This window comes from Pantoea sp. Ae19-2 (genome assembly GCF_059801205.1).
On the sequence record NZ_JBCHWE010000001.1, the window covers coordinates 4,373,015 to 4,393,086 of the forward strand.

The 20,072-nt window shown below is 53.1% G+C and carries 18 protein-coding genes; 13 read left to right on the forward strand and 5 right to left on the reverse strand.

The genetic code is table 11. The annotated features are described in order from the left end of the window. Positions 1–4 precede the first annotated feature (4 nt). From mreC to tldD, 6 genes are all read left to right on the forward strand, one after another. Positions 5–1,027, forward strand: a complete 1,023-nt coding sequence (gene mreC / locus AAIE03_RS20205; protein ID WP_014594736.1) for a rod shape-determining protein MreC — start codon at positions 5–7, stop codon at positions 1,025–1,027. Beyond that, a complete protein-coding gene (gene mreD / locus AAIE03_RS20210; protein ID WP_006120976.1) occupies positions 1,024–1,512 on the forward strand; it encodes a rod shape-determining protein MreD in 489 nt (162 codons plus the stop codon). Before mreC ends, mreD begins: the two co-directional genes overlap by 4 nt. Before the next feature lie 8 nt (positions 1,513–1,520). After that, positions 1,521–2,102, forward strand: coding sequence for a Maf family protein (locus tag AAIE03_RS20215; RefSeq protein ID WP_014594735.1), 582 nt, complete (start codon positions 1,521–1,523; stop codon positions 2,100–2,102). Position 2,103: 1 nt separating this feature from the next. Continuing rightward, the gene (gene rng, locus AAIE03_RS20220; RefSeq protein ID WP_013027429.1) at positions 2,104–3,573 is read left to right on the forward strand and encodes a ribonuclease G; all 1,470 of its coding nucleotides are present in this window, start codon (positions 2,104–2,106) and stop codon (positions 3,571–3,573) included. Between the two features lie 132 nt (positions 3,574–3,705). After that, on the forward strand, positions 3,706–7,539 hold the full coding sequence (gene yhdP / locus AAIE03_RS20225; protein WP_105091760.1) for an AsmA2 domain-containing protein YhdP: 3,834 nt from the start codon (positions 3,706–3,708) through the stop codon (positions 7,537–7,539). A gap of 65 nt (positions 7,540–7,604) precedes the next feature. Then, entirely contained in the window at positions 7,605–9,050 is a 1,446-nt protein-coding gene (gene tldD, locus AAIE03_RS20230) for a metalloprotease TldD (RefSeq protein WP_013027427.1), read from the forward strand. 32 nt (positions 9,051–9,082) lie between these two features. Here the strand turns inward: tldD and aaeR are convergent, their stop codons facing one another. Beyond that, positions 9,083–10,000, reverse strand: coding sequence for an HTH-type transcriptional activator AaeR (gene aaeR / locus AAIE03_RS20235; protein ID WP_498563152.1), 918 nt, complete (start codon positions 9,998–10,000; stop codon positions 9,083–9,085). 230 nt (positions 10,001–10,230) lie between these two features. Between aaeR and aaeX the strand changes: the two genes are divergently transcribed. The 6 genes from aaeX (at position 10,231) to AAIE03_RS20265 (ending at position 16,344) form a co-directional block, all read left to right on the forward strand. Beyond that, a complete protein-coding gene (gene aaeX, locus AAIE03_RS20240) occupies positions 10,231–10,434 on the forward strand; it encodes a p-hydroxybenzoic acid efflux pump operon protein AaeX (RefSeq protein ID WP_014594732.1) in 204 nt (67 codons plus the stop codon). A gap of 7 nt (positions 10,435–10,441) precedes the next feature. Beyond that, complete coding sequence (aaeA, locus tag AAIE03_RS20245) at positions 10,442–11,374, forward strand: p-hydroxybenzoic acid efflux pump subunit AaeA (protein WP_015699409.1); 933 nt, start codon at positions 10,442–10,444, stop codon at positions 11,372–11,374. 9 nt (positions 11,375–11,383) lie between these two features. Then, positions 11,384–13,336: a p-hydroxybenzoic acid efflux pump subunit AaeB gene (aaeB, locus tag AAIE03_RS20250; RefSeq protein ID WP_498563153.1), complete on the forward strand. Its 1,953-nt coding sequence runs from the start codon at positions 11,384–11,386 to the stop codon at positions 13,334–13,336. A gap of 110 nt (positions 13,337–13,446) precedes the next feature. Next, the gene (locus AAIE03_RS20255) at positions 13,447–14,901 is read left to right on the forward strand and encodes an NAD-dependent succinate-semialdehyde dehydrogenase (protein ID WP_112900615.1); all 1,455 of its coding nucleotides are present in this window, start codon (positions 13,447–13,449) and stop codon (positions 14,899–14,901) included. Positions 14,902–14,956: 55 nt separating this feature from the next. After that, a complete protein-coding gene (locus tag AAIE03_RS20260) occupies positions 14,957–15,232 on the forward strand; it encodes a barstar family protein (protein WP_041930924.1) in 276 nt (91 codons plus the stop codon). A gap of 143 nt (positions 15,233–15,375) precedes the next feature. Continuing rightward, complete coding sequence (locus AAIE03_RS20265) at positions 15,376–16,344, forward strand: Rpn family recombination-promoting nuclease/putative transposase (RefSeq protein ID WP_014594729.1); 969 nt, start codon at positions 15,376–15,378, stop codon at positions 16,342–16,344. A gap of 259 nt (positions 16,345–16,603) precedes the next feature. On the opposite strand, the gene yhcN (AAIE03_RS20270) is transcribed toward AAIE03_RS20265, so the two are convergent. The 4 genes from yhcN (AAIE03_RS20270) to argR form a co-directional block, all read right to left on the reverse strand. After that, a complete protein-coding gene (gene yhcN, locus AAIE03_RS20270; protein ID WP_013027419.1) occupies positions 16,604–16,867 on the reverse strand; it encodes a peroxide/acid stress response protein YhcN in 264 nt (87 codons plus the stop codon). A 93-nt stretch (positions 16,868–16,960) separates the two neighbouring features. Further along, positions 16,961–17,233, reverse strand: a complete 273-nt coding sequence (locus AAIE03_RS20275; RefSeq protein WP_015699414.1) for a YdgH/BhsA/McbA-like domain containing protein — start codon at positions 17,231–17,233, stop codon at positions 16,961–16,963. 74 nt (positions 17,234–17,307) lie between these two features. After that, positions 17,308–17,571 (reverse strand): peroxide/acid stress response protein YhcN, encoded by a 264-nt coding sequence (gene yhcN / locus AAIE03_RS20280; RefSeq protein ID WP_013027417.1) that lies wholly within the window; start codon positions 17,569–17,571, stop codon positions 17,308–17,310. A 494-nt stretch (positions 17,572–18,065) separates the two neighbouring features. Continuing rightward, positions 18,066–18,536, reverse strand: a complete 471-nt coding sequence (gene argR, locus AAIE03_RS20285) for a transcriptional regulator ArgR (RefSeq protein ID WP_013027416.1) — start codon at positions 18,534–18,536, stop codon at positions 18,066–18,068. Between the two features lie 552 nt (positions 18,537–19,088). On the opposite strand from argR, the gene mdh reads away from it, so the two are divergent. Continuing rightward, on the forward strand, positions 19,089–20,027 hold the full coding sequence (gene mdh / locus AAIE03_RS20290; protein WP_014594728.1) for a malate dehydrogenase: 939 nt from the start codon (positions 19,089–19,091) through the stop codon (positions 20,025–20,027). Positions 20,028–20,072 lie beyond the last annotated feature (45 nt).

Genomic DNA, 20,072 nt, shown 5'->3' on the forward strand with positions numbered 1-20,072 from the left:
TTATATGAAGCCGATTTTTAGCAGAGGGCCTTCTCTGCAATTGCGTCTATTTCTGGCGGTGATTGTGGCGATTGCCATTATCATCGCTGATAGTCGCGTGAGTTCATTTACTCAAATACGCAACTATCTGGACACGTCGGTCAGTCCGTTTTACTTCCTGGCCAACGGGCCGCGCCAGCTACTTGATGGCGTGTCAGACACGCTGGCTTCTCGCCAGCAGCTCGAACTGGAAAATAAAGCGTTACGTCGAGAGCTTTTTCTGAAGAACAGCGACCTGCTCATGCTGGGGCAATATAAGCAGGAGAACGCGCGCCTGCGCGAGCTGCTGGGTTCCCCACTGCGTCAGGACGAGCACAAGATGGTGACCCAGGTGATCTCTACCGGCACCGATCCTTACACCGATCAGGTCGTGATCGATAAGGGCAGTGCGAATGGCGTATATGAAGGCCAGCCGGTTATCAGTGATAAAGGTGTGGTCGGTCAGGTGATTGCCGTAGGCCAGTTCACCAGCCGTGTTCTGTTGATTTGTGATGCATCACATGCGCTGCCTATTCAGGTGCTGCGCAATGACATTCGTGTCATCGCAGCGGGCAATGGTTGTACGGAAGATCTGCAGCTGGAGCATCTGCCGGGCAATACTGACATTCGCGTTGGTGACGTGCTGGTCACCTCTGGCTTAGGTGGCCGTTTCCCTGAAGGCTATCCGGTGGGTGTTGTGTCATCGGTCAAGGTTGACACACAGCGCGCCTACACTGTCATTCAGGCGCATCCTACCGCGGGTCTGCAACGTCTGCGTTACCTGCTGCTGCTGTGGGGCGCGGATCGCAAAGGCGAGATGCCGATGGCACCTGACGATGTTCATCGGGTAGCTAATGAACGGCTGATGCAAATGATGCCGCAGGTTCTGCCTCCCGCCGGTGAAATGGGCCCTCCTGCGCCTTCAGCGCAGAACACCACTCCGGCTTCGGGTAGTAGCGAAAGCGCCGCACAGGGTTCCGCTTCGCGCTCACGCGGAGGCCAGAATTGAGTCGATATCGCAGCCAGGGTCGATGGGTTATCTGGCTGTCCTTCCTTATGGCCTTTATTCTGCAAATCATGCCGTGGCCGGAACAGATCTATATGTTCCGGCCATCATGGCTATTGCTGATTCTCGTCTATTGGGTTCTGGCGCTACCGCACCGTGTCAACGTCGGAAGTGGTTTTCTGCTGGGAGCGATTATGGATTTAATCGCGGGTTCGACGCTCGGCGTTCGGGCGTTGGCGCTGAGCATCATCGCCTATCTGGTCGCATTTAAATTCCAGCTATTCCGTAACTTAGCGTTGTGGCAGCAGGCGTTAATGGTTATGGTGCTGTCATTAGCAATGGATGTGATCGTCTTCTGGGCGGAGTTTCTGGTGATCAACGTCTCATTCCGCCCTGAAATTTTCTGGAGCAGTGTTGTCGACGGGATTCTCTGGCCGTGGCTATTCTTATTAATGAGAAAGATCCGCCGTCAGTTCGCTGTTCAATAAGGAAATTTATGGTAACCCTTTATCTGGCCTCCGCGTCTCCCCGTCGACGTGAGCTGCTGACCCAACTGGGTCTGACCTTTGAGCGCATCATCACTGACGTTGAAGAACAGCGTCAGCCCCATGAAGCGGCAGACGTTTATGTCCGCCGCCTGGCGCATGACAAAGCGAAAGCCGGTACGCTGATTGCCCAACACGATCTGCCGGTGCTGGGCGCGGATACCATTGTCGTGCTCAATGGAGAAGTGCTGGAAAAACCGCACGATGCCGACCATGCCAGCGCCATGCTCAGTAAACTCTCCGGGAAAACCCATCAGGTCATGACCGCAATTGCCCTCGCCGATCGTCAGCAGGTGCTGGACTGCCTGGTGGTAACCGAGGTGACATTTCGTAACTTAACCGCGCGCGACATTACCGATTACATCGCAACAGGTGAACCCATGGATAAAGCCGGCGCGTACGGCATTCAGGGGAAGGGCGGAAACTTTGTTCGTAAAATCAATGGAAGTTATCACGCGGTGGTCGGATTGCCCTTGGTTGAGACAGCGGAGCTGATCGACCATTTTCAGTCACTGCGTGCCGTAAGGGGTTAACATGACGGCTGAACTACTGGTTAACGTTACGCCTGCTGAAACGCGTGTCGCCTATATCGACGGCGGCATCCTGCAGGAAATCCATATTGAGCGTGAAGCCCGACGCGGCATTGTTGGCAATATCTACAAGGGACGCGTCAGTCGCGTGCTGCCTGGCATGCAGGCGGCCTTTGTGGATATCGGACTGGACAAGGCCGCTTTCCTGCATGCTTCTGACATCATGCCGCATACGGAATGTGTCGCAGGCGATGAAAAGAAAAATTTTGTCGTACGCGATATCGCAGAACTGGTTCGTCAGGGGCAGGATTTGGTCGTGCAGGTAGTGAAAGACCCGCTTGGCACAAAAGGCGCGCGCCTGACTACGGATATCACGTTGCCTTCCCGTTATTTGGTGTTCATGCCTGGTGCTGCGCACGTCGGGGTTTCTCAACGTATTGCCAGTGAAAAAGAACGCGAGCGTCTCAAAGCGGTAGTAGCTGACTACTGCGACGATCTGGGCGGCTTTATTATTCGCACGGCAGCCGAAGGCATTGGCGAAGAAGAGCTGGCACAGGATGCCGCCTTTCTGAAACGTCTGTGGACCAAAGTCAGCGAGCGGAAAAAACGTAACCAGACACGTTGCCTGCTTTATGGCGAACTGGCGCTGGCGCAGCGTATTCTGCGAGACTTTGCCGGCGCAGCCCTTGACCGCATTCGCGTAGACTCGCGGCTAACCTGTGATTTACTTAACGAGTTTACCAGCGAATACATCCCCGAGATGGCCAGCAAGCTCGAACTTTACAACGGCAAGCAGCCCATCTTCGATCTGTTCGACGTTGAAAATGAGATTCAACGCTCGCTGGAGCGTAAAGTTGAACTCAAATCTGGCGGATACCTCATCATCGATCAAACTGAAGCGATGACGACGATAGACATCAACACGGGTGCCTTTGTCGGACACCGAAACCTTGATGAGACGATCTTTAATACCAACGTGGAAGCCACTCAGGCCATTGCACGTCAGCTAAGGCTTCGCAACCTTGGCGGCATTATTATCATCGACTTCATTGATATGAGTAATGAAGATCATCGTCGTCGCGTACTGCATTCACTGGAAACGGCGCTGAATAAAGATCGGGTCAAGACAGGTATCAGCGGTTTTTCCGCATTGGGGCTGGTGGAAATGACCCGCAAGCGCACGCGCGAAAGCATTGAGCACGTGCTGTGCGAAGACTGTCCTGTGTGCAAAGGGCGCGGCACGCTGAAAACGGTTGAAACCGTGTGCTATGAAATCATGCGCGAAATCGTCCGCGTGCACCATGCTTATGATTCGGATCGTTTCCTGGTGTATGTTTCGCCAACCGTAGGTGAAGCGTTGAAAACGGATGAGTCCCATGCGCTGGCCGAAGTGGAGCTTTTCGTGGGCAAGCAGGTAAAGGTGCATGTCGAAGCGCTTTACACCCAGGAACAATTTGACGTGGTGATGATGTAATACTGGCTGGTCGGGCTGACGATGCCTGACTGCACATTTTAGGGTAAAATGTGAACCCATACCGCTATGTCATAGGACGCCGGGTATGAGCAGCAACCATCCGTCGTTAACGGTAGACAAGGAGAGGTGTGAGTGAGGCAGTTGCCAAGAATTCTGTTACTGCTGCTCGCGACAGTCGTTGTGATTGTGGCGCTGCTCGTCAGCGCGCTACGTCTGGCGATGCCGCATCTCGATGCCTATCGCAGTCAGGTCCTTCAGTGGGTTTCTGACGCCAGCGGCGTCAACGTGAAAGCCAGTGAGCTACGTGGCAAGTGGGAGAATTTTGGGCCCACGCTACAAATCCGCAATTTAGACGTCGATATGAAAGAGACGGGGTCGCTCTCTATCGCGCGTATCACCGTGGCACTGGACGTCTGGCAGTCACTGCTTCACTGGCGCTGGCAGTTCCGCGATCTTACCTTCTGGCAGTTACATCTCGACAGCACACAGCCTCTGTTAACCAGTGACAATGACAAGCACAGTTTCAAACTCACTCAGGTTAACGATCTGTTTTTGCGCCAGTTCGATCACTTTGACCTGCGTGACAGCACCATTCGTTTTATCACGCCATCCGGCCAACATGCTGAACTGGCGATACCGAAACTGACATGGCTGAATGAAAACACCCGGCATCGGGCTGAAGGTGAAGTCAGCTTGTCGAGCTTTACCGGCCAGCACGGCGTGGTGCAGGTCCGTCTCGACCTGAAAGACAGCGGTGGCTTACTCAACGATGGTCGTATATGGATGCAGGCTGATGACGTTGATATGCGCCCCTGGCTGGGCCGCTGGGTGCGGGATAATACGCGTCTTGACAGTGCCCGATTCAGTCTGGCGGCCTGGGTTAATTTGCGCGATGGCGACGTCTATGCCGGCGATCTGCTGTTAAGTCGGGGCGGCGCAAGCTGGCAGGGCGAAAGCGGCCCACATACGCTGAGCGTTGATAACCTTACTGCCCATCTGTCGCGTTACAAAAATGGCTGGGTGGTTAATGTGCCGCAAACCAAACTCAGCACAGACGGTAACGCCTGGCCCGCTGGTCATTTTTCGCTACTCTGGCAACCTCAGGACGCGCAGATGCTGGGCAGCAACAGCGAGGCTGAGGTACGGGTTCGCGCGACGCAACTGGCGCTGGACCATATTGCCCCCCTGGTGCCGCTGTTTGCGCCCTTGTCACCGGCGCTGTTTGATAACTGGCGAGCACTGCGACCTCGCGGCACCATTGACGGGCTGGCCCTGGATATTCCTGTTGAGCAGCCTGAGCAGACACGCTTTCAGGTTAAATGGCGAGATTTCAGCTGGCAGTACTGGAAACTGGTTCCGGGAATCAGTCATTTAAGTGGCGAGGCAGCAGGCAGCCTGAATAACGGACAGGCCAGGATTGCGATGGGTCAGGCTACGGTGCCCTATGGTGATATGTTCCAGGCCCCGTTAGAGATCAAGAAGGTGACCGGCAGCATGAACTGGCTGCGTGACCAACACGGACTGACTCTGGCAGGTCAGGATCTTGATGTACAGGCGCGTTCACTCTGGGCGCATGGCGATTTCCGTTATCAGCAAAATACCGATACGCATCCTCAGCTGGATATCCTGGCCGGGATCAACGTTACTGACGCGGGCGATGCCTGGCGCTATTTCCCAACGCCGTTAATGGGGCATTCACTTACGCGCTATCTGAGCGGTGCCGTAAAAGGGGGCAGGGTCGACAATGCTACGCTGCTGTTCAACGGCAATCCGGCGCTTTTCCCCTTCCAGCACAACGACGGCATGTTTCAGGTCTGGGTACCGTTACGCAAGGCTACCTATGGCTTCCAGCCGGGTTGGCCGGATATCAGCAATCTCGATATCGATCTTAACTTTCTCAATGACGGTTTGTGGATGCAGGCTCATCTGGCAAAACTGGGGGAGGTTAATGCCCGCAACGTCAGCGCCGTCATTCCTGATTACATGAAGGAAAAGCTGATTATCAATGGCGATATCAGCGGTGATGGGCAGGAAATTGGCGAATACTTTCAGCACACGCCACTTAAGTCCTCGCTGGGCGCGGCGCTGGAGCAGCTACAGATTAAAGGTCTGACCAAGGGCCATCTCAAACTTGATATTCCGCTGGATGGTAAGGATGTTCACGCCAGCGGTGATGTGGTGATGAACAATAACAGCCTGCATATCAAGCCGCTGAACACCACCATGACGCATCTGACAGGACAGTTTCGTTATGACAACGGCAATCTCGAAAGCGATCAGATGCAGGCTAACTGGTTTGGTCAGCCACTCAATGTCAGCTTTAGTACGAAAGAAAACCCCGATGATTTTGGCGTTAACGTAAAGTTGCTTGCTGACTGGCAGCTGGCAAAAATCACCGGAATGCCGCCTCAGATTGGCAGCCAACTGGCCGGGCATCTTCCCTGGCAGGGTGAGGTGAACGTTTCCTTACCGCACAAGGGCGGCGCGCGTTATGACGTAGCCTTGAAAGGTGACGGAAAAGAAGTAAGTAGTCGCTTACCTTCGCCGCTTGATAAAAAAGCGGGCGAAAGCCTGCCGATCGCCGTCAATGCTAAAGGCGATTTAACGCATTTTGATCTCAGCGGTAGCGTGGATGAACGACATAAGTTCAACAGCCGCTGGCTGCTGGAACCCACACTGCGCGTCGATCGGGGCATCTGGCTTAACGATACAAAAACCCTACCGACGTTGCCAGACCGATCGGGAATGGTGCTGAACCTGCCGGCGCTGGATGGCGAAGCCTGGGCGGCATTGATGGCGACCGGCGGCGGCGGATCAACCCGTTCGACGACGGGTGAGCATCAGGTGGGCGGCGCAACGCTGCCAGGCAATATTATCCTGCGCAGTCCTTCTGTGACTCTGGCCGGGCAACAGTGGCATAACGTTGATACCTCTCTCACTCAGGAAATGAGTGGTAAGACCCGGGTGAAGGTCAACGCCGATGAGCTGAGAGGCCAGTTAACGACCTCACCTTCGGCCCCGTGGCAGATTGCACTGGATTACCTGTATTACAATCCAGAATGGAAGGCGACGGCCGATCAAAAAGGCGCGTCGACTTCACCGCTGGGACAAAAGAGCGAGCGGATCGATTTTAGTCAGTGGCCTGCCTTACAGCTGCAGTGTGCGGAATGCTGGCTGATGGGGCAGAAGTATGGCCGGGTGAACGCCAGACTGCAGCCCAATGGAAGTACGTTAGCACTCACTAACGGACTGGTTGACACCGGCACCTCGCGCCTGAATATTCAGGGCGAATGGGTTAATCGTCCAGACGACCAGCGAACCTCATTGAAAGGCACATTACAGGGCAGCAACATCAATAACGCCACCAACTGGTTTGGCGTAAATACACCGCTGCGGGATGCGCCTTTCAAGATTGATTATGATCTGCACTGGCGCTCTGCACCGTGGCAGCCTGCAGCGGAAACGCTGAGCGGCACATTAAAAACGCATTTTGGCAAAGGGCAAATCAGTGATGTGGATACCGGCGCTGCGGGACAGATCCTGCGTCTGCTGAGCTTTGATGCGTTGTTGCGCAAACTGCGTTTTGACTTCAGCGATACCTTTAACAAAGGATTCTACTTCGACGCCATCAACGGCACCGCCTGGATTGAAAATGGCGTCGTACGCACGGATAACCTGCTTGTCGATGGGCTGGAAGCGGATATCGCCATGCAGGGGAATATGGACCTGGTGAAGCGCCGCATTGATATGGAAGCGATAGTCACGCCAGAAATCTCAGCCTCAGTCGGCGTAGCGGCTGCGTTTGCCATCAATCCGGTGGTGGGCGCTGCGGTATTTGCTGCCAGCAAGGTGCTGGGGCCGCTCTGGAGTAAGATTTCCGTGCTGCGTTATCACATCAGCGGGCCGCTGGATAAGCCTGAAATTGATGAAGTAATGCGTAAACCACGCGAAACCTATAACAAGTGATATTTGACGGCGTAACATAATTGCCGCAGGCTATGATTATCCGAGCACATATTAAGTGAGAAACGATGACTCTGAATCTGGTAAGTGAGCAGTTGCTAACTGCTAACAACATTAATCAGCAGGACCTTTTTTCCCTGTTAGGGCAGCTTTCAGAACGTCGTCTGGACTATGCCGATCTCTATTTCCAGTCCAGCTTCCATGAATCCTGGGTTCTGGAAGATAAAATCATTAAAGACGGGTCCTACCATATCGATCAGGGCGTGGGCGTACGCGCCGTAAGCGGTGAAAAAACCGGCTTTGCCTATGCTGACCAAATTACCCTGAATGCGTTGCGTTTATCTTCTGAAGCGGCACGTAGCATTGTGCGTGAACAAGGCAACGGCAAGGCACAGACGCTGTCGGCCGTAGTTAACCGCTCGCTGTACGCGCCGGTCGATCCGCTCGGTAGCCTGAGCCGTGAAGATAAAATAGCCCTTCTGCATCGTGTAGACCAGGTCGCACGTGCTGCCGATCCCCGCGTTCAGGAAGTCAATGCCAGCCTGACTGGCGTCTATGAGCAGGTCCTGGTTGCCGCTACTGACGGCACCTTAGCCGCCGATGTCCGCCCACTGGTTCGTCTGTCCATTAGCGTCCAGGTTGAAGATCAGGGCAAGCGTGAGCGCGGTTCAAGCGGCGGCGGTGCGCGTACCGGCTATGCCTTTTTCCTGGCCGATGAGAACGGCGAGGTGCGGGCCGATGCCTGGGCTCGTGAGGCCGTGCGCATGGCGCTGGTAAATCTGTCAGCGGTGGCTGCGCCTGCAGGAACCTTACCTGTGGTGTTGGGCGCTGGCTGGCCGGGCGTACTGCTGCACGAAGCCGTAGGTCACGGCCTGGAAGGTGATTTCAATCGCCGTGGTACATCGGTCTTTAGCGGCAAGATGGGCCAACTGGTCGCTTCTGATCTGTGCACCGTTGTCGATGACGGCACGATTGATGGATTGCGGGGTTCGTTAGCTATCGACGATGAAGGCGTGCCGGGGCAATACAATGTGCTGATCGAAAATGGCGTATTGAAAGGCTATATGCAGGATAAGCTGAATGCCCGACTGATGGGGGTGAATCCCACCGGTAATGGTCGTCGCGAATCCTATGCGCACCTGCCGATGCCGCGTATGACAAATACCTATATGCTGGCCGGTAAATCCACGCCGCAGGACATCATTGAAAGCGTGGAGTACGGATTATATGCCCCTAACTTCGGCGGCGGTCAGGTCGATATCACTTCCGGAAAGTTTGTGTTCTCCACCTCGGAAGCCTATCTGATTGAGAAGGGCAAAGTGACCAAACCCGTAAAAGGGGCGACATTGATCGGCTCCGGTATCGAGGCAATGCAGCAAATTTCGATGGTCGGCAACGACCTGGCGCTGGATAAAGGCGTTGGCGTCTGTGGTAAAGAAGGACAGAGCCTGCCGGTAGGCGTGGGGCAACCCACACTCAAGCTGGATAAGCTGACAATCGGCGGCACCGCCTGACCGAGACGCAAAACCCGCCAACTGGCGGGTTTTTAGCTTTTGCGGTGCTGTTTGTACTGCTCGGCAACCTGCTCGAAATACTGCGTCAGATAGTCGATGCAAACCTGCACTTTCAGCGGCAGCTTGTCTCTTTCAGTATAAAGCGCATAAACCGGTCGTGGGTCAGATTGGTACTGCGGGAACAAAATATCAATCTCACCTTTCTTGATTTCATCCGCCACCCACATCATCGGGACATAGGCGATGCCATTACCGGCCTTAAGCCAGCGGATGAGCGTCTGAGAGTCATTGGTGACAAAACGCCCCTGCGGTGATAAACGCGTAACGATGCCTTCGGGGGCAATCAGCTCAAAATTGTTATCTGGCCTTACGCTGTATTCCAGCCAGGCAAATTTAGTGATATCGCCAGGTTTCTCCGGCGTCCCATGCTGCGTCAGATAGTGTTTAGCGGCACAGACCACCATTGGCATCGCCCCGAGTCGGCGCGAGAACAGGCTCGAATCCTTTAAAGCGCCCACCCGGATCACCACGTCCAGCCCGTCCGCGATTAAATCTGGCGCAGGAATACCGGTGACCAGGTTGACGCTCAGCCCCGGGTAATCACGCAGCATGTCGCTCGTCATACCGGCCAGCACGTTCTGTGCCATCGTGGAAGAACTGCCAATGCGTAGTACGCCGATCGGCGTGTTGTTAAAGGCATAAAGCTGTTCGTGAACCTGGTTAGCCTCTGCCAGCATACGGCGACAGCCCTGATAGTAGATTTTACCGGCTTCAGTGAGCCCAATGCTGCGCGTACTGCGGTTGAGTAGCTTTATCTGCAGCGCATCTTCCAGTTTGGCGACAATCTGGCTGATTGATGACACGCTAAGGTGAAGCTGTCGTGCGGCCGCAGTAAAAGAACCCAGTTCAACTACTTTGGCAAAAATCGACATACCTTTGAGTCGTTCCATTGTTTACTCTGGCTAAAAAGTGATTTAGATCACATTCAGTAGAAAACGTATAGTTAAGCGCGTTACTATATGTCGACCGGGGTATGACCTGGCGACGCTTCATTACCTGAAAACACCCGATGATACGCTATTATTAAGTCAGCCGTAGTTCAGATGTGGCTTATGGCGCGCAGGCGTTTGCGTCCTTCAGGCGGTGAATTATCCCGGCCGTATCGAACTAAGGATTTTTAATGAGTGTACTTCCGGTATTTGTCATGTTTGGGCTCTCTTTTCCGCCCATTTTCATCGAACTCATCGTTTCGCTCATGCTGTTCTGGATGGTGAAACGCGTGCTGACGCCCAGCGGTATCTACGATCTTGTCTGGCATCCGGCACTCTTCAATACAGCCCTTTACTGCTGTGTATTTTATCTGGTATCCCGTTTATTTGTTTGAGGTTTACGTGAACACGCTTATAAGAAAAATCGCGCGTTACGCGATCACCATCCTGCTGGTCATCATCGCCGTCATTATCATATTCCGTGCCTGGGTGTTCTATACCGAATCCCCCTGGACACGCGATGCAAGGTTTGCGGCCGATGTGGTCGCGATTTCACCTGATGTCACCGGGTTAATTACCGAGGTTCCCGTTCACGACAACCAACGGGTTAAAAAAGGTGACACGCTGTTTGTGGTCGATCGTCCACGGTACCAAAAAGCGTTAGATGAAGCGCAGGCTGATGTGGAATATTACCAGGCACTGGTTAATGAAAAACGCCGTGAGGCCGGACGTCGAAACCGACTCGGAACCTCTGCGATGTCACGCGAAGCCATTGAGCAGTCCAACAACGATCTGCAAACCAGTGAACATCAACTGGCAAAATCTGTCGCTACCCGCGATCTGGCTAAGATCGACCTGGAACGAACCACGATCACCGCGCCGTCAGATGGATGGGTGACGAACCTGAACGTCTACCAGGGCGAATTCATTACGCGGGGAGCGGTTGCCGTGGCGCTGGTACAGCAGCGCTCATTTTACGTGCTGGCTTATCTCGAAGAGACCAAGCTGCATGGTGTGCGCCCCGGCTTTCGGGCCGAGATCACGCCATTGGGCAGCAATGTGACGCTGCGCGGTACGGTTGACAGCATCGCGGCAGGCGTGACCAACAGCAGCAGCAGCGTTGACAGTAAAGGAATGGCAACGGTCCAGTCTAACCTGGAGTGGGTACGCCTGGCGCAGCGCGTACCGGTTCGCATCCGTCTTGACCAGGACCCCGGCAATCACTATCCGGCCGGAACGACAGCGACCGTGGTCATCACTGGCACAGAGGATCGTCAGCATACTGATACATCGCCCATCATGTCCTTCTTTAACCGTCTGCGTGAGTTTGGTTAAGAGGACGCTATGACTGAGTTCCTGCGGTTCCCGATAAAGCTGACTTTTGCGCTGGTTGCGGCGCTGATGATCGGCTTTCATCTTAACCTTGAAACCCCCCGCTGGGCCGTCATGACAGCGGGCATTGTGGCAGGCGGGACGGCGTTTGCGGCAGGCGGCGATCCCTATTCGGGCGCATTACGCTATCGCGGTATTCTTCGTATCATCGGAACCTTTATTGGCTGTGTCGCCGCGCTGGTCATCATGATTGCGACCGTACGCGCACCGGTAGTCATGCTGCTGTTGTGTTGTATTTGGGCGGGTTTCTGCGTATGGCTGTCTTCGCTGATCAAGGTTGAAAACTCCTATGCGCTCGGACTGGCTGGTTACACCGCGTTAATTATTGTCGTGACGGCGAATGCCAGTGGTGGGCTGACGCTGGTCCCGCAATATGCCGTGGAACGCTGTAGCGAGATCATTTTAGGGATACTGTGCGCCATTCTGGCCGATATGATTTTCTCGCCACGTTCGATTAAAAAAGTGATTGATGCTGAAGTTGACTCGCTGCTGGTGGCGCATTACAGGTTGCTGCAGCTGTGCGTGGCGCATGAGGACAAAGAAGAAGTCGATAAAGCCTGGGGGGCTTTGGTACGGCGTACCACGGCGCTCAGCAGTATGCGTAGCCAGTTGATGATGGAGTCTTCGCGCTGGCAGAATACCAGTCGACGGCTGCAAATGCTGAACACTCTGTCACTGACGATGATTACCCAGGCGGCTGAAACCTTTTTAATTCAAAACTCACGGCCTGACTACATTGCAACGCAGTATCGTGTGTTAATGGAGAAAGAGGCAGCGACGGCAGAAGACGTACACAAGCGTATGAAAGCGCTGCGACGGTTAATTGCCGTCAGCAGTAAAACGGTCCCCGAGACGCTGGAAAGCTGGGTTGAGGCAGCAACGGAATATCAGCTGCTGACGCATGGCATCAAAAGTAACGGCCGTATCACAGCGCTGGAGGAGGGGATTCTTCAGCGCGAGGTCGTGATTCAGGCGCGTTCTGCTGAAAACCACCATGCGATGATTAACGGTGTTCGCACCTTTGTAGCGACTGCGCTCGGTTCGCTGTTCTGGCTCTATACCGGCTGGACATCAGGTAGCGGCTGTATGGTCATGTTGGGCGTGATTACGGCACTGGCGATGCGCATGCCCAATCCGCTCATGATGGCTAAAGACTTTGTTTACGGTATGACGGTGGCGGTCCCGCTGGGCGCACTCTATTTCATGTATATTTTGCCCAACACCCAACAAAGTGCCGTGCTGCTGTGCATTGCCATTGGCCTGTTAGGGTTTATTTCCGGCATTTTAATTCAGCGCAGGCAGATTGGTACGCTGGGAGCCATGGTCGGCACAATCAACGTGCTGGTGCTGGATAATCCGATGCAGTTCAACTTTACGCAGTTTATCGACAATGCGCTGGGACAGTGGATCGGCAGCTTCGTTGCGTTGATGGTCATCCTGTTGATTCGGGATAAGTCCAAAGCGCGCACGGGCCGTAAATTGCTCAACCGCTTCATGTATGCGGCGGTCTCGGCGATGACCACTAACCAGGCTCGCCGTCGTGAAAACCATCTTCCGGCACTCTATCAGCAGCTCTTTTTACTGCTTAACCTGTTCCCGGGTGACATCGACAAATATCGCATTGCCCTGACCTTAATTATTGGTCATCAGCGATTACGTGCTGCCGATGTGCTGGTTAATGCCGATCTGTCTGCGTATCATCGCCAACTGCGTCACACGGCGGATCGGATCATCTCGGTACGCAGTGACGAAAAGCGCCGTTACTATTTCGAACGGTTACTCAAAGAGCTGGATGTCTATCAGCACAAGCTGGCGCACTATGACGCCCCAACCAGCGTGACCGAGCCGGTAACGCGACTGGCTGAGATGCTGAAAAAATATCAAAATACGCTCGTCCAAATCTGAATTATGGCCGCGGCAAGCGCTGGCGGCCATGATGATCCCCCGTGTTATCTGACCTGTCATTTTTGCCATCTATACTTTCCTGACAGATGACAAACCGACAGGAGCACCTAATGCATTCTTTACTGCACGACAGCGAACTGTTCCAGACAGGCTATCTGGTAAACGGGCAATGGCTGCGTACCACGTCTACCTTTGACGTGACGAATCCTGCCACGGGCGAGGTCGTCGCTCAGGTGGCAAAAGCAGGAAAAACGGAAACGGAAGCTGCAATAAAGGCTGCCCAGGATGCTTTCCCAGCGTGGCGAGCACAGACCGCCAAGGGGCGTTCAGAACTGCTGTACCGCTGGTATAGGTTAATCATTGAACACAAACGCTGGCTGGCTGAGTTAATGACAACGGAGCAAGGCAAGCCGCTCAAGGAAGCAGAAGGCGAAGTGGAATATGCCGCCAGCTTTATTCAATGGTTCGCCGAGCAAGCTAAACGGGCTAACGGTGAAATCATCCCTCCTGCTAAAGCGGGCTCGCGCATTCTGGCAACCCGTGAGCCGGTCGGCGTCGTCGCCGCTATCACGCCCTGGAATTTCCCTATGGCGATGCTGACACGTAAGTTAGGCCCGGCGCTGGCAGCGGGATGTACAGGCATTATTAAACCCGCGAATAACACACCGCTTTCCGCATTTGCCTTACTGGCGCTGGCAAAAAAAGCCGGCATCCCTGATGGCGTGCTTAACGGTGTAGCAGGCGACACGCATGCCATTAGCGATGCCATTATGGCCAGCAAAGCCGTACGTAAAATTTCCTTTACCGGTTCGACGGCAGTGGGGAAAACGCTAATGCGTAACGCTGCTGAAACCATGAAAAAGGTTTCGATGGAACTGGGCGGTAATGCGCCCTATATCGTCTTTGAAGATGCAGATATCGATGCAGCCGTGCAGGGAGCCATCGCCAATAAATTCCGCAATGCCGGTCAGGTTTGTGTCAGCGTTAACCGCTTTTTCATTCACAGTGCAGTTTACGAACGTTTTACGACCCAACTGGCCGCTGAAGTGGATAAGCTTAGCGTCGGAAACGGCATGGATAATGGCGTGGTCGTCGGCCCGTTAATCGAATCATCCGCATTAGAAAAAGTCGAAGAGCATGTCAAAGATGCCATTGCTCAGGGCGGAAAAGTGCTGACGGGTGGTCAGCGGCACGCGCTGGGCGGTAATTTTTGGCAGCCAACGGTCATTGTTGAGGCACATGAAGGCATGAAACTGGCTCAGGAAGAAACGTTTGGCCCGGTGGCAGCCTGTTTCCGCTTTGATGACGAAGAAGAGGTTGTCCGTCGTGCCAACCAGACGGAATACGGGCTGGCGGCGTATTTTTATACGCAAAACCTGCAGCGGGTATTCCGGGTCTCTGCCGCGCTCGAAAGTGGAATGATTGGCATCAATGAGTGTGCGGTCTCGACAGAGTTGGCCCCCTTTGGCGGCGTGAAAGAGTCTGGTCTGGGACGTGAAGGATCGGTACTGGGGATGGATGAGTACCTGGAGGTCAAAGCGCTGCACCTCGGCGGGTTAAGTTAGATGAACATCCGGGCGGCGCAGGGCCGCCCAGAACCGGATAACGGGAGTCGCCAGTATGAAAGTCGAGCGTTTTGATTTTAATGAGATTGTCGATCAGGCCCATTTTTTACGGCAATTTTGCGAACGCTTTGCTTTAAAGGCGTACGCCATCTGTGATTTGGATGGATTGTGGGACATCATTGTCTGCAAAGGTTTACCTCTCCCCCTGAAAATAGAGTTTGTGAATTTAGGACAAGGGCAGAAGCGGCGATATGGAGCCTTAATTCTGCTGTTCGACGAGGCGGAAGAGGAGCTGGAAGGACAACTGCAATTTAACGTAATAGAGCGTTAACAGCGTTGAAGACCGACTAACGTGTGTTATCGGGTCGCCCACGTGCGAGAAATTCCTCGAGAGCTCTCGCAACGTCACCGTTTGCTGACGCTGAGCATTTTCAGGTCGTGCTAACCTGCCACCTCATCATCAGGACAGGTTACATGAAAAGTAAAAATGGCACGCCCACGCCCCATGATGCGACATTCCGTCAATTCTTGTCCCAGCCCACCATTGCCCGTGATTTTATGGCATTGCATCTTCCGGCAGAGTTTCTCGCGCTGTGCGATCTGGATACGTTAAAACTGGAGTCTGGCGCTTTTGTGGAAGAGGACTTACGGCAATATTTTAGCGATATACTGTACAGTCTAAAAACCACAAGCCGCGATGATGGCTATATCCATGTGTTGATTGAACATCAGTCATCACCTGACAGGCATATGGCATTCAGACTGATGCGTTATGCCATTGCGGCAATGCAGCGGCACCTGGATGCCGGGCACAAAAAACTCCCGTTAGTCATTCCGATTTTATTCTACAGTGGCAAACGCAGTCCCTATCCCTATAGTACCCGCTGGCTGGACGAATTTTCGATTCCCGCCTTCGCCAGTCGGCTCTACAGCAACGCTTTTCCGCTAGTGGACGTGACGGTGATTCCTGATGAGGAGATTGTCGGCCACCGCAGCATGGCTGCATTAACACTGCTGCAAAAGCATATTCATCAAAGAGATTTAGCAGAACTCATCGATAAGCTGGCCCCTGTCACACTGGCGGGTTATCTCTCTTCATCACAGGTTATATCGTTGGTAAACTATCTTTTACAGGCGGGCGAAACCGCGGACGCTGACCTTTTCGTCAGAACGCTGGCGCAGCGGGTGCCGCAACATGAGGATGCATTGATGACCATCGCACAACAGCTTGAGCAGAAAGGCATTGAAAAGGGGATGGAAAAGGGCCTGGAAGAGGGCCTTCAGCTTGGTGAACAACGTGGCCTGGTGAAAGGCCGCAGTGAGGGAGAACGGTCGGCTGCACTAAAAATCGCGCGAACAATGCTGCAAAACGGTTTGCCTCCCAGCCTTGTCGCAGAGATGACCGGACTGTCAGACGATGATTTGGCGCAGATTGCCCATTGATATATTGCGCCTTAGGTCTGTGATTTACGGTACTGTTGACAGCTGTGATTTACGGTACTGTTGACAGCGTATTAATCCCCCGCGTAAGCCAGACTTCTTCTGCTCATGTCGTTTTATGTCGCTGAATCCCGTCGATTAACATTGGCGGATGAAGGCTGCCTTTGCTTACCCCCTGTCACAGTTCACTCACCGCGCGTTTCAGGCAAAAAAAAGCCCCGGCGAGCGGGGCTAAAGGGTTCGTCATACGTCAGACGAGGAACTATTTATACAGCTGCGCGGTGATGTGGTAGCTGTCACCGGTATTAGCCTCAATAATTTTATAGGCACTTGCGCCTTGTTCATCCGCTTTCTGGGACAGCTGGGCGCGATAGTCGATAGGTGAACCCGCAACGCCACTGATGCTTACGGTTCCTGCAGGTTGCAGATTCTGCGTTTGATCGGCCGTGACGAGCTGCGCTGCTGAAGCGCCAAAAGCGATCACGGAGAGCAGACTCATCGTTGCGATGGTTGATTTGATGTTCATGATTTATTCCTCATAGCAATCAACAACCTGCGGAATGGCATACATAGAGCGGGTCATCGATTTTGTCAGGGCGGCAACATTGCCGCAGATGAATTATTTATACAGTTCGGCGGTGACGTGGAAGGTATCGTCACGGTTGTTCTCAATCACGCGGTAATGGCCTGCACCTTGTGCATCCGCTTTCTCAGACAGTACCTGGCGGATGTTGGTCTGGTCGCCATTGATACCGCTTACGCTAATTGTTTGGTTTAGCGGCTGCAGATTCATGTCTTGCGCCTGCTGATTTGTGACCATGCTAGCGGCATTGGCACCAAAAGAGAGCAGTGAGGCCACGCCCAGCGCGGCAATCGTTAATTGGATTTTCATGATTCATTCTCCGGTAAGGATGTTTAACCAGCGGTCGCATTGGGACCGCTGGTTACCTGTCAGGTCCTGCGAGTTTATTTGTACAGCTCAGCCGTCGCGTGGTAGTTGCCGTCGTTATAGGCCTCAATAACACGGAAAGCTTTCGCGCCTTGTTGATCGGCTTTATCGCTCAGTTGCTGTCTGATATCGGATGGCGCGCCGGCCACACCGCTCACGCTTACCGTGCCAACAGGCTGCAGATTTTGTGCTTGTGAAGCAGAAATATAATCTGCTGCAGAAGCGCCGAATGACAGGGCAGATAAAATGCTCAAGGCAGCGATGGTAGATTTAGTTTTCATAAAAGATGTCCTCGTCCTGGTTGTTCTTCTTTTTTATTAGTGTGATTCACATCACGAAACTAAGTATAGGACTAATAACGGCAGAAATTAATACCTGCCTAATAATGTTTTGTTGATGCAATTTAACCATTTGGGATTTTTTAATAACTAAAAGTTATTAAAAATGGCTAAAATGCCACTACAGATGGGTAATTACGCATAAAAACAGTAAGATACGTTACTTTAACTTTTAGTGCGAAAAATCATGGTTGATCTGGCTGCTTATCTGTTTTGGTCTGGGTGATGACGCCAGTATTTGAATATAAAGCAGTGTAAAATAGCGCGTAATGTTAAAGGTGGCAAAGGGTATGACCAATATTTTATGTGCTGAAAACGACGCGGCTAAAGAGTAATGCCTTGAAAAGTAACGTATCGGCTGAAAGAGAGCTGACAGAAGGAAGAGGGGGATAACGGGCAGAATAAACCGGCGATGTGCTGCCGGTTAGCGGGAACGACTATAGCTCTTGTTCAAACAGGACGAGGATAGCATCGTGAAGTTGTTTGACGGTAAAGGCGCGTGCCGGCGTGATAAAAATGGTGTCATCACCCGCAATCGTTCCCAGAATCCCCTCAGATTTACCCAGAGAATCCAGCAGGCGAGCGATCAGCTGCGCTGCGCCAGGGCTGGTATGGATCACGACCAGCGCATCATTGTAGTCAATATCCAGAACCAGATTCTTCAATGGACTGGTTGTTGTCGGCACGCCCAGCTCGGCAGGCAAACAGTACACCATCTCCATTTTGGCATTGCGGGTCCGCACCGCGCCAAACTTTGTCAGCATCCGGGAAACTTTGGACTGGTTGATGTTCTCAAAGCCGTCTTCCTGAAGCGCCTGAACAATTTCGCCCTGAGAACTGAATTTTTCTTCTTTTAATAAAGCCTTGAAGGCTTTGATCAGATCGTCTTGTTTCGATGGGTTTCGCATAATTTACCAGCAAATGTAAGAAAAACCGCGGAACAGACCGCAGCAAAGTCATTATTATGCATATAAATGAATTTTTATGCAATTGGTTGTTAATTGAACGGGGCGGTATCCATGGCGGGCGGCGATAATAGCAAAGAATTTACTCAGACCAAAACCCAGCTCACAGCCTGGAAAGGCAAAGGTTGCAAAGCTGTTATATTATTGATGAGGTAAGAAAATAAAAATTTACACTGCCGTTCTCTGTCTGCCGACGTCAAGGTTGTCGATTTCAGGTGATACCGGCCAACTCCCGCGCAACAGTTGGAGAGAAATCCCGTCACCGTCGTCGGCGCTTACCTGAGGTAGCCCTGACACGGCAAACAGGTTAGCTCGTTGTCTGCAACGCAGGATGAGGACGATATAGCGATGATAAGTAAGTTTTAAAATCCCGAGACTGCGGGCATTAGCGCGTAAAATAGTCTCGGATACCCGTCATCACCTGAGCAGTTGATTAAGGTCTGACACAGATGGAATTTCGGCTCTTCTCTGCCCCACCTTAATAAGGAGTTATGAATGAAAGTTGCCGTACTCGGTGCCGCTGGTGGCATAGGCCAGGCGCTAGCACTTCTACTCAAAACCCAGCTTCCCGCAGGTTCAGAACTTTCTCTCTACGACATCGCGCCCGTCACGCCTGGCGTCGCGGTCGATCTCAGCCACATTCCTACCGCAGTTAACGTTAAGGGTTTTAGTGGGGAAGATGCCACCCCGGCTTTAAAAGGTGCGGATGTCGTGCTCATCTCTGCTGGGGTAGCGCGTAAGCCTGGTATGGATCGGGCCGATTTGTTTAACGTCAATGCCGGCATCGTGCGTAATTTGATTGAGCAGGTTGCTACGACAGCGCCGAAAGCGTTAATTGGGGTGATCACCAATCCGGTTAACACGACGGTGGCGATTGCGGCCGAGGTCCTGAAGAAACACGGTGTTTATGACAAGAATCGACTGTTTGGCGTGACAACGCTGGACATTATTCGCGCCAATACCTTTGTCGCTGAGCTGAAAGGCAAACAGCCTGGCGAGGTGAACGTGCCCGTGGTGGGGGGACACTCAGGCGTCACTATTCTGCCATTACTGTCCCAGGTTGCGGGCGTCAGCTTTAGCGATCAGGAAGTGGCTGACCTCACCAAACGTATTCAAAACGCCGGTACAGAAGTGGTGGAAGCGAAAGCCGGTGGGGGGTCAGCAACGTTATCCATGGGGCAGGCCGCCGCCCGTTTCGGTTTATCGCTGGTACGTGCCTTAAACGGCGAAGCGAACGTTGTGGAGTGTGCCTACGTGGAAGGCGATGGCGAGCATGCCCGCTTCTTCTCTCAGCCCCTGCTGTTAGGTAAAAACGGCGTGGCGGAGCGTAAGCCTGTTGGTGCCCTTAGCCCGTTCGAACAGCAGGCGCTGGATGGCATGCTGGAAACACTGAAAAAAGATATCGCGCAGGGCGAAGCTTTTGTGAAGCAATAACCCCCGCAGCCCGAACAGGAAAGCGCCCGGTCAGACCGGGCGTTT